Below are 6,310 nucleotides of genomic sequence, written 5' to 3'. Positions count from 1 at the left end.
CCATGACGTAAGTCAATAAGATCCCTTGAAGAACACAAGGTTGATAGGTCAGAGGTGTAAGTGCAGCAATGTATTTAGCTGACTGATACTAATAGATCGAAGGCTTGATCAAATTATTTACTCTGTGCAATTTTGAAAGAATTATTCTTTCAAAGGAAACTTCTTCAGCGTAGCTGAGAAGTACTGATTCAAAACGAAATCAGAGATTTCTGTGAATCAACATCTGGTGATTATAGCTAGAAGGTAACACCCGTTCCCATGCCGAACACGATGGTTAAGCTTCTAAGCGCCGATGGTACTGCAAGGGCGACCTTGTGGGAGAGTAGGACGTTGCCAGGTTAGTATGATCCACTAGCTCAGTCGGTAGAGCACATGACTTTTAATCATGGTGTCCGGGGTTCGATTCCCCGGTGGATCACCAAAAAAACTGTCTACAATTAATTTGTGGACAGTTTTTTATTGCATTTAAATAATATTAAAGATTTATTAACTATTTTTAAGTAAATTGACATAAATAACATAGTATTGTATTATGATATTACGTATACCATTGAGAGGGGGATTAATATGTCAATTAAAAATAGTATAAATATAGGATTATCAAAAATAGCTAAAACTGTGGGAGATGGGGCAAATACGGTAGCACAAAAATCAAGTGAATTTGTTGAAATTTCTAAGTTGAATTTAAATATATCATCAGAAAAAAACAATATTGAAGAATTATATAGAGAGATAGGAAGAGTTGTATATTCTAAATATGAAAATGGAGAAATAATAGATAAGGATTTAGAAGATAGTTGTCAACAATTAGGAGAATCATATAATAAAATTATTGAATTAGAAGACAAAATTGATAATATTAAAAAATCAACTAAAGTTAATAAGAAAAAAGAAGTAAAGTGTGATACAGAAGATATATGTACGGAATATAAAAGTACGGAAGATAGCAAAATAGAAGATGCAAAAGTAGAAGAATTACATGATTCAATATTAAAACCAGAAGACGATGAATTAGTAGAAAATTGTGAGGGAGGACCTTGTAATTTTACAATGACAGATGGAAAAGATGATGACTTAATAAAATAATTATTAAATAAAGCTTTCATTAATTAATGAAAGCTTTATTTAAATCCTTTTAATATATCTGCAAGTTTACACCAATCTTCTTTATATGATTCTTTAAATGAATCTGTTCTATTATATATTAATGCAGAAGGATGATACATAGGAAATATATGCATATTTAATTTTTCACTAAATAGCAAACTACCATGACGATGGCCTATAGTAGCATTGTAATTATCGAATGTTTTTAAAGGTGTATTTCCCAATGTTATAATAATTTTAGGATTCACGGTTTCTATTTCTTTTTTTAAAATATGTTGGAAAAGATTTATTTCTGATGTTTTAGGAGGTCTATTACTTATAGTTTTTCTTCCAGAGGAACTCATTTTTATTTTAATAGGTCTAAAGTAACAAGTATTAGTTATTCTTATATCTTTTCTGTTTAAATTAATCATATCTAAATAGTATTGAAAGTTTTTTCCAGCTGCTCCTACAAAGGGTTTTCCTTCTTCTACTTCTGTTTTTCCTGGAGCTTCTCCTATAAATAAAATATCACATGGAATAGGACCACTTCCCATAGCCCACCCACCTATAGCATCATCTTTATAATTTTCACATATTTTTTTTATTTCTTCTTCTAAATCTTTTATACTATTAATAAATATACCTCCTTAAAAGTCTTTATAGCAGAGAAGAAAACAACCTAGTTATAGCTTCTATAAACTTCATAAAGTTAGAGGTTTCATTGAAATCCTGTTCTGTTACATTTTTACTATGGTTAAGATCTTCAAAAAACATTTCTTCTAACTTAATAGTTGTTTCTTCATCATATATTATAGCATTTATTTCATAATTTAAATCAAAACTTCTAATATCCATATTAGCAGTACCTATAGTAGACACCTTTCCATCTACAGTAATAATTTTTGCGTGAACAAAGGAATTTTCGTCATAAAAATGAACTTTGGCTCCAGACTTTAGGAGTTCAGCTAAATAAGTTCTCGAAGCAGAGTATACTGTAAAATGATCATATTGACCAGGAAATAAAATTCTTACATCTATTCCACTCAAACAAGCTATTTTTAAAGCTTCCATAATACTTTCGGAAGGAACAAAATATGGTGTTGTGATGTATATATGATCAGTAGCCATATATATCATTTTTAATATTCCTTGCATAATTGATGAATATGGAGAATTAGGGCCACTTTTAGCTAGCTGCATTAATTTTTTCCCAGATTGATTAACCTTAGGAAAGTAGGAATGAAAGTCTGTATTTATTAAAATACTATCATTATTTGCTTTTTTTATTGTCCAAAAGTCATCTATAAACACGGCTTGGAGTCCTAATACAAAGTCTCCTTTGACCATTATGTGAGTATCTCGCCAATATCCTAATTCGCCTTTTCCTAAATATTCGTCTCCAATATTAATACCACCAATAAATCCAACTTCACCGTCTATAATGACAAGTTTTCTATGGTTTCTATAGTTAACTTGAGTATTTATTTTCTTTAGTAAAGGAGCAAGAAAATATGAGTACTGAACTACATCAATACCATTTTTAATCATATCATTAATGAATTCTTTACCAAGCTTTATGGATCCTACTCTATCCAAAATAAATCGTACTTCGACACCTTCTAAAGACTTTTCTATTAACAAATTTTTTATTTCATTACCTATTATGTCATTTTTTACGATGTAATATTCTAAATGTATATGATGTTTAGCATTTAATATTTCTCTTTTCAAAGCTTGAAATTTTTCTGTACCATCTTTAAATATTTCTATTGAATTATTTAGAAATAAAGGAGATTCACTATTTTCAGCTATTAAATGAATAAGGGGTACATAATCAGGATCATCTATTTTATCCATAGATCTATAGATAAGTTCTCTAATTTTAGGAGAAAAATCATTATTTAATTTATGAATTTTCCAATTTCGGCCTAAAAATACATATAAAAAAATACCTATAGGTGGTAATAGAGTTATTATTAAAAGCCATGCAATGGTTTTTTCTGGTCTTTTTCTTTCTAATATTATAACTAATGTAATTATTATAATATTTATAAAGAAGAATATGGACAAAAAGGATGTGAAACTAATTTTCATATTAACACCTCCTTGTTTAAATAAAAAGTTACTTATATTATATATTTATATTGTATATTAAGGAAAGAATAAGTAAAGCATAATTTAATACTTATTTAATAAATTAGAATTAAAGTTTATGTTATACTATAATAACAATTTCAATACTTAAATTAATTAAATTCTAAATTGGAGTGAAGTATATGAAACTATGTTCTGTATGCAATAAAAATGTTGCTACTATTTTTACAACTAGATTTGAAACTGGAAAACCTCAAATTGTGGGGATATGTGCTGAATGTGCTAAAAAGATGAATATACAGCCTTTAAATCAAATAATTGAAGCTGCAGGAGTAACTCCAGAGGATATGGAAACTTATGCTGAACAAATGAATAAATTATTAGATAATATGGATATAAACGAACTTTTAAATAACGATTTATTTTCTAACATGATTAATAATATGAATGGAATGAATATGTTTAAAGTGCAGGATGATTTCATAGATAAAGATAAGAATGAGGAAAATACTAATAGTGAAAGAAATAAGGATAAATCAGAAGGTAATTCTAATGTTAAAACAAGAGTCAAATTTAAAAATAAGAGAAGGAACTTAGATAAATATGCAATAAATTTGAATGATAAGGCAAAGGATAAAAAAATAGATGTTGTAGTAGGTAGAGACAAGGAAATAGAGAGGATAATTCAAATATTAAATAGAAGAAATAAAAATAATCCTATTCTTATTGGAGAACCTGGAGTTGGTAAAACAGCTATAGCGGAAGGATTAGCAGTAAAAATAATAGAAAAAAATGTTCCAATAAAATTGTTTGATAAAGAGATATATTTATTAGATTTAACTTCTGTAGTGGCAGGAACTCAATTTAGAGGTCAGTTTGAAGGACGCATGAAGGCTATAGTAGATGAAGTTACAGAAAGTGAAAATGTCATATTAGTTATAGATGAGGTTCATAATATTATAGGAGCTGGGGAAGCTCAAGGAGGAGCGTTAAATGCTGCAAATATATTGAAGCCGGCTTTAGCTAGAGGAGATATTCAAGTTATTGGAGCTACAACTTTAGAAGAATATAGAAAATATATAGAAAAAGATTCTGCACTAGAAAGAAGATTTCAGCCAATATTAGTAGAGGAGCCATCAGTTAAGGAAACCATAGAAATTTTAAATAATATAAAAATATACTATGAGGATTATCATAAAGTTAAAATATCTAAAAAGATTATAGAGGAGGCTGTAAAACTATCTGAAAGATATATAACAGATAGGTATTTACCTGACAAAGCTATAGATGTTATAGATGAAGCTAGTTCTAGAGTTAATTTAAGAAATAAGAATCTAGTAGAATTTAAAATTGCTAAAGAAGAGTTAGGAGAGTTGCAAAATAAAATGTTAAATGAAGCTAATAGTGGAAATTATGAAAAAGCAGCTCAATATAAAACAGAGGAATACAAATTAAAGAATAAAGTTGAAGAATTAGAGAAGAAAAGCAAAGTAGAATTATCAGTAGATGATATAGCGTATGTAATCGAAGCATGGACCAAAATACCAGTTCAGAAAGTAAGAGAAAAAGAAGCAGAAAAATTATTAAATCTTGAGCAAAGACTTCATAAGAGATTAATTGGGCAAGATAAAGCGGTACGTAAACTTTCCAGAACAATAAGAAGAAATAGATTAGGATTTAAAAGTAAAAAAAGACCAGCATCTTTTATATTTGTAGGACCAACAGGGGTTGGGAAAACAGAACTTGTTAGATCTTTAGCATGTGAATTATTTGGAGATGAAGATTCTTTAATAAGAATAGATATGTCAGAATATATGGAAAAGCATACAGCTTCGAAATTAATAGGATCACCTCCTGGATATGTAGGATATGATGAAGGTGGGCAATTAACTGAAAAAATTAGAAGAAAACCATATTCAGTTGTCCTTTTGGATGAAATAGAAAAAGCACATCCAGATATTTTTAATATGCTTTTGCAGGTATTAGAAGACGGAAGATTGACAGATAATCAAGGTAGAACTGTTTTTTTTGATAACTCTGTAATAATAATGACATCTAATTTGGGTACTAATTTTAAAGAAAGTTCCATAGGCTTCGGAAATACAAATTCTATTCAAATTGAAAATAGTATAAAGGATGCATTAAAAGAAACATTTAAACCAGAATTTATAAATAGAATAGATGAGATAGTTATATTTGAAAAATTAAATAAAGAAGAGCTTTATGATATTATAGATATTATGTTTGATGAAGTTTCAGAAGATTTAAGTGAAAAAAATATAAAAGTACATTTTACAAAAGAGGTTAAAGATTTTATATTAAAAGTAGGTTATGACGAAAAATATGGTGCAAGGGAATTAAAAAGAGCCATACAAAGATATATTGAAGATGAAATATCTGAACAATATTTTAGAAATGAAGTGAAGGAAGGAACAAATATTTTAGTAGATATATATGAAGAAAGTATATATATAAAGAATATGTAATTATTTTTATACCTTATGGTTATAATACTCCTGAAAGTATACTTTCGGGAGTATTATATTAAACAACTGAATCAAGTGTATCTTTATATGGAATATGGAGATAAATCTAAAGATAATAAACAAATAAAAGATAATATCATTAAATGAGGTTTTAATACTCAATAGGTAAATTTAAATGTGTTAAAATGAAATACGTTGTTGAGAAAGAACAACGCAGAACTTTAAAACCAACACATTTATTGAAATAAATATTCAATAAAAAAGTGTTGACAAGTTCAAAAAAAACTTGTATACTATAAAAGTCGCTTGAGTGCGACAGATAAATAGGTCTTTGAAAATTAAACAGAGAAATAAGCCAGTCGATTCTTATTGAGAATCAAAAAATAGTAATTGAGCAAGGTTTTATCAATTATATATAGTTGATAAAGACTAAACTTTTAAATTGAGAGTTTGATCCTGGCTCAGGACGAACGCTGGCGGCGTGCTTAACACATGCAAGTCGAGCGATGAAGCTTCCTTCGGGAAGTGGATTAGCGGCGGACGGGTGAGTAACACGTGGGCAACCTGCCTCAAAGAGGGGAATAGCCCTCCGAAAGGAGGATTAATACCGCATAAAGTTAAGGTTTCGCATGAAACTTTAA

At 28.6% G+C, this 6,310-nt stretch carries 4 protein-coding genes, 1 tRNA gene and 3 rRNA genes; 6 read left to right on the top strand and 2 right to left on the bottom strand.

The features are described from left to right. The 4 genes from B5D21_RS13775 to B5D21_RS13760 form a co-directional block, all read left to right on the top strand. A 23S ribosomal RNA gene (locus B5D21_RS13775) occupies positions 1-112 on the top strand; the annotation flags it as partial. A 110-nt stretch (positions 113-222) separates the two neighbouring features. Then, positions 223-339: ribosomal RNA gene (gene rrf / locus B5D21_RS13770) — 5S ribosomal RNA — on the top strand. Positions 340-345: 6 nt separating this feature from the next. Beyond that, positions 346-421, top strand: a tRNA-Lys gene (locus B5D21_RS13765). Positions 422-567: 146 nt separating this feature from the next. Further along, complete coding sequence (locus tag B5D21_RS13760; RefSeq protein ID WP_052040452.1) at positions 568-1,086, top strand: hypothetical protein; 519 nt, start codon at positions 568-570, stop codon at positions 1,084-1,086. A gap of 35 nt (positions 1,087-1,121) precedes the next feature. Here the strand turns inward: B5D21_RS13760 and B5D21_RS13755 are convergent, their stop codons facing one another. Continuing rightward, positions 1,122-1,724: a uracil-DNA glycosylase gene (locus tag B5D21_RS13755; RefSeq protein WP_035125523.1), complete on the bottom strand. Its 603-nt coding sequence runs from the start codon at positions 1,722-1,724 to the stop codon at positions 1,122-1,124. Between the two features lie 22 nt (positions 1,725-1,746). Beyond that, a complete protein-coding gene (gene cls / locus B5D21_RS13750) occupies positions 1,747-3,177 on the bottom strand; it encodes a cardiolipin synthase (protein ID WP_171816094.1) in 1,431 nt (476 codons plus the stop codon). A 188-nt stretch (positions 3,178-3,365) separates the two neighbouring features. Here cls and B5D21_RS13745 point away from each other — a divergent pair, with 188 nt between their 5' ends. Next, positions 3,366-5,669, top strand: a complete 2,304-nt coding sequence (locus tag B5D21_RS13745) for an ATP-dependent Clp protease ATP-binding subunit (protein ID WP_011098389.1) — start codon at positions 3,366-3,368, stop codon at positions 5,667-5,669. 438 nt (positions 5,670-6,107) lie between these two features. Continuing rightward, positions 6,108-6,310, top strand: a 16S ribosomal RNA gene (locus B5D21_RS13740); the annotation flags it as partial.

Source organism: Clostridium tetani, from assembly GCF_900167265.1.
Taxonomy (GTDB): domain Bacteria; phylum Bacillota; class Clostridia; order Clostridiales; family Clostridiaceae; genus Clostridium_G; species Clostridium_G tetani.
The sequence above is the reverse complement of the archived record's forward strand: the minus strand, read 5'-3'. Positions and strand labels throughout refer to the sequence as shown.

Excerpts from the sequence above, each read along its gene's own strand:
- B5D21_RS13760 (WP_052040452.1), top strand. The coding sequence starts at position 568 with ATGTCAATTAAAAATAGTATAAATATAGGATTATCAAAAATAGCTAAA.
- B5D21_RS13745 (WP_011098389.1), top strand. The coding sequence starts at position 3,366 with ATGAAACTATGTTCTGTATGCAATAAAAATGTTGCTACTATTTTTACA.